Source organism: Coleofasciculus sp. (genome assembly GCF_046539235.1).
In the GTDB taxonomy this organism is placed as follows: domain Bacteria; phylum Cyanobacteriota; class Cyanobacteriia; order Cyanobacteriales; family Coleofasciculaceae; genus Coleofasciculus.
On record NZ_JBKHHI010000455.1, the window covers coordinates 1 to 4,952 of the forward strand.

The following is a 4,952-nucleotide window of genomic DNA, read 5'->3' on the forward strand; positions in this document are numbered from 1 at the left end:
AGCCACCCTTAACTTCTCGGCAATGGTTGGTTTATTCCTGCCATGCTGTAATCACTATCTTCAGCAGTGTTTTCATGGTAGCCGTGGGACAAGATCCGGTTTTATCCCTACCGGAATACACGGAGGAGATAGCGCCGATAATGATCGCCCAAGCCGATAAACGCGCTGAAGCGGAAAGACTGACTAATCAGGGAATGGAATTATTTCGGCAAGGGACAGCCGAATCACTGCAACAAGCGATCGAAAAATTGGAAACAGCGCTTCCTTTGTGGCGTGAGGTGGGGGATCAATCAGAAGAGGCTTTTATTAATCTGGCACTGGGTAGAACTCATGCTTTATTAGGATTCAAGCAAAAAGCGCTGGATTATTATAATCAAGCCTTACCTCTTTATCGGAAACTCGAAGATCGCGCCGGAGAAGCTGTAACTCTGAATAATATTGGTGGTGTCTATTCAGCTTTAGGAGAGAAACAACAGGCATTGGAGTACTACCAACAGTCTTTACCCTTAAGGCGGGCTGTGGGCGATCGGGCCGGGGAAGCTGTAACCCTGAATAATATTGGTCATGTCTATGATGACTTAGGAGAAAAACAACAAGCATTAGAGTACTACCAACAGTCTTTACCTTTATCCCAGGCTGTAGGCGATCGCGCCGGGGAAGCTGTAACTCTTTACAATATCGCCGGCGCAGAAAGAGACCAAGGCAATCTCCAACCAGCGTTGACTCAAATGCAAGCCTCGATTGAGATTATCGAAGATTTACGGACTAAGGTTGCCAGTCCGGAACTACGCCAAACCTATTTTGCTACTGTACAGCATCGTTACCAATTCTACATCGACCTGCTGATGCAACTGCATCAAGAAAATCCTGATCAAGGCTATGACAAACAAGCCTTCCACATCAGTGAACGTTCTCGCGCCAGAACGCTATTAGAATTACTCACCGAAGCCAATGCCAATATTCGAGAAGGTGTAGATCCTGACTTACTCCAACAAGAACAAACCTTAAACGCCAAACTCGATGCGACGGAAAAACAACGGATTGAAATCTATAGTAATCCTGAATCCACCCCAGCCCAACAAACCGCCATTGAACAACAACGACAACAACTTTTAGCCGACTATCAAAAACTGCAAGACCAAATCCGGGCGACAAGTCCTCAATATGCCGCGCTGAAATATCCCCAACCCCTCACCTTAGAACAAGTTCAACAACAGATTCTGGATGAAGACACTATTCTATTACAGTATTCATTAGGAGAGGAGAATAGTTATCTGTGGGCAGTCACCAAAGATAGCCTTACCAGTTATCAACTTCCTCCCGGAGATGAAATTGAAACCCTCGCCCGACGTTTCTATAACCTCTTACAAATTCCCGGTTATGAAATTGGCAATCCCAGAGGCATTGCTAAAGTTGTTCCCCGTGATAACTTAAATTCTGTGGCACAACTGAGTGAACTCCTGTTCGGACAAGTGGCTGAACAATTAACCAAAAAACGCATTGTCGTTGTCGCGGATGGGGCATTACAATACATTCCTTTTGCTGCTTTAGCCACTCCGGAAACTGCCGATACCGATACTCCTACTCCCCTAATCAATCAATACGAACTGGTCAACTTACCCTCCAGTTCCACCTTAGGGATTATTCGTGACCAAATTAACGGACGCCAGAAAGCACCCCAACAATTAGCGATTCTGGCTGATCCGGTTTTCATGGATAATGATAACCGCCTCAAAACTGCCTCAAGCCGAGGCACAGAACTGGATTTAAACCAACTCTTACTCAACCGTTCCGTTCGCGTTTCTGACATTGAATTAAATCGCCTCCCTGGAACGCGCACTGAAGCCGAAGCGATTCTCAATTTAGTAGCATCAGCCACCCAAGTTAACGCCTTTGACTTTGATGCCAATCGTGACTTTATCGACAATCCCCAACTGCAAAATTATCAAATCATTCATTTAGCCACTCACGGAATTCTCAATAGTGAAGCGCCCGAATTATCCGGTGTGGTGTTATCCTTAGTGGATAAACAAGGGAATCCCCAAAGTGGCTTCTTACGTCTCCATGATATTTTTAACCTAAATCTGCCAGCGGAATTAGTGGTATTAAGTGCCTGTCAAACGGGATTAGGAGAAGAAATTAGAGGCGAAGGATTAGTCGGTTTGACGCGAGGGTTTATGTATGCGGGGGCGCCGCGTTTAGTGGTGAGTTTGTGGAATGTGGATGATGCAGCAACGGCGGAGTTTATGACTCGATTTTATCAGTTAATGTTGAATGATGGATTGAAGCCTGCCCAAGCGTTGCGGGAAACTCAGTTACAAATGCAGCAGGAAACCCAATGGAAATCTCCCTATTATTGGGCAGCGTTTACATTACAAGGCGAGTGGAATTAATTGCAAAACCGTAGGGGCGCACCGACGTGCGCCCTCTCCCAACGTGTATTTGGCAAACGTAACATCCTGTTGAAACGCTGCTTTGCTTAATAAACGGAAGAAGGGCTAAAGTTCCCTTACTACGAACGAACGCACCCTACGGGGTTAAACCACGTTAAATGTAATCGAAAGCGCTGCCATTTGTGAGGTGCGAATCCTCCGCCTCACTCCTACCTGGGCGCCCCGACTAACATCATCAACTAAATCATTAATTATCTCCAATGAGTCTTCTCCCCGCGTCGAAATTATCCCCTTTTTCCCTCTGGCAAGGGTACGCAGTTTGAGTAAGGCTTTGGTAAAGGGTTGATCACTGGCGACAATTAAGACTTCACCCAAGCCCGCCTCTTCTGCAATAAAGACAAATTCATCTTTATTCGGATTGGGAATTGACAGCGTTTGATTGGCTTTAATCCGGGTGGCATTATCCGGATCTTGCCGTGATGTTTCCTGCAATTCATTGGGGAACAACACGGTAATTCCAGCCGTTGGATCAACCAACATAATTCCCAAATGTAAATCATTCTCTTCCCGATTCGTAACTTTAAACTGAAACGCATCTCCTACGGATAATTGATGACTCAGAAGTTGCCCAGATTCCCCTCGACTCCCTAACGGTGGACATTTACTGTCATCTTGACGACACCCCCGTGGTGTAAAGGCTTGGGCGACAATTTCGGGACGATTTTCTAAACCCATTGTCACCTCTAAATTCAGTCGTGAGGATTCAGCATTTAGCGTCATTCGCATAATTCGCGCCGCTAATAGGGATTTAAGTTTCCCCTGTAACCGTTCAATTCCCTGAGTCACCGTTTCTCCCGGTATGCCAAAGGAATCGGGAATCACTTCTAAGGCGGGAGAAAATAAACCTAAACTATCCACAGGTGGCATTTTTTTCGACGTTTCTGATGACAATTGCTGCTGATACTCATCCGTCATCCGACTGAGAATATAATGCACATCTACCGGATAGGGAAACTCTCCAGGTTGGGGAAGAATGGCTTGCATCCGTTGTAGGGATTCTAGTTCAGTTTGGGCTGTTTCTGTCTCCTGACTTAACGACGGATCAAGTCCAATATGGAGTTTCCAATCCCTGGGAATCGTGCGGGAAAATTCCTGTAATAATTCTCCCGGTTGGACGTTTCCTTCGGCTTGGGCTTCAGCAATTAACCCGTTGCGTGAGATTAATTCAACTTTGGGCGTTTCGCCACGACTGCGGAATGGAGGGGTAAAAATAGACCCTTCAGAAATCGCTTCTAAACTTTCTTGGGAAATACCCCCTAACCAAACTTGTACCCGATTATTTTCAACGCTTGTCACCACACCTTCGGCGGGGAGGGTTTTGGGTTCTGTGAAATAAATCGGTTCTCGTTGATGGCGACTATTCGGGGGAACCTCTACCAGGGGGATTTGGGTAGACAGGAATCGCATATCCCGTTCAATCCCCGCGATCGCACTTTCCACATCATGGTTATTCTGCCATAATGTTTGGGTGAGTAGATAGGTAAAAGCTCCGGCATAAAACCCGGGAAAGGGATAATCCGCCGCGAATTGTTCCCGTTGGGCTGAGGCAATCACCGCGCCAGTGGCGACGCCTTGCTGATACAATTTGATAAAGTCTTCAGGGGATAGATTCAGTCGTTTCAGCCATTGTTGTTGATACTCGACTTCTTCGGGACTGATCCGGAAATCCATCCCCCCAGGAATCGCCCGGATTTTCACATTTCCCCGGGTTCCGCCCCCAGAATGACAACTATCCAGTACCACAGTAACGTTGTCGGTTTTCTGCTTCAGGGCGAACATGAGTAAAAATAGGGTATGTCCGGTAATTTCATTGACGATACCTTCCTCGGCTTGCCAATGTTCATCCGCCGGAACAAAGGAACTATTCAGGGGATAAGTCGGATCAATGGGATTGGGATCAATGACTTGTGAACCATGTCCCGAGAAATGAAATACCACCACATCTCCGGGTTTGGCTTGCTGAATTAAATGGGTTTCAAAGGCGGTTAAAATGCCATCACGAGTCGCCTCGGTATCCGTAACCGCCTTGATATCCTCCGGCTGAAAGCCGAAGCGATTAATCAGGAGTTGTTCCTGTAAGCGAACATCGTTGACACATCCAGAGAGGCTAGTAAAGCGATCGCTATTTGTGGGATACTGGTTAATCCCCACTAACAGGGCGAGTTTGCGGGGAGTGCTTTGGGCTAAGACTTTGCCATAGCGTAAGGATTGGCGCTGTAAATCTAAGTGACTTAAGCCGACGGTTGCTAAAGCCGATGTAGCCAATTGGATAAACTGACGACGCTTCATAGATGTCATAAATTCATGATCATAGCGATATATCTCTCAACCTGAGAGACTCATGCAGAATGATGTTGGGGGACAATACAAGTTAAGCTGTCATGCATTTAAATTGGGTATTAGTAGTGAGCAAGATGCTCAATGTAGCGAGCAAGATGCTCAATGTAGTGAGCAAGATGCTCAATGTAGTGAGCAAGATGCTCAATGTAGTGAGCAAGA

2 protein-coding genes are annotated in these 4,952 nt (G+C 46.3%); one reads left to right on the top strand and one right to left on the bottom strand.

What is annotated here, in order from left to right:
• The first annotated feature begins 74 nt into the window (after positions 1–74).
• Positions 75–2,393, top strand: coding sequence for a CHAT domain-containing protein (locus ACLFWI_RS26570; RefSeq protein ID WP_446415419.1), 2,319 nt, complete (start codon positions 75–77; stop codon positions 2,391–2,393).
• Between the two features lie 144 nt (positions 2,394–2,537).
• On the opposite strand, the gene ACLFWI_RS26575 is transcribed toward ACLFWI_RS26570, so the two are convergent.
• Positions 2,538–4,751, bottom strand: coding sequence for a caspase family protein (locus tag ACLFWI_RS26575; RefSeq protein WP_446415418.1), 2,214 nt, complete (start codon positions 4,749–4,751; stop codon positions 2,538–2,540).
• Positions 4,752–4,952: the final 201 nt, after the last annotated feature.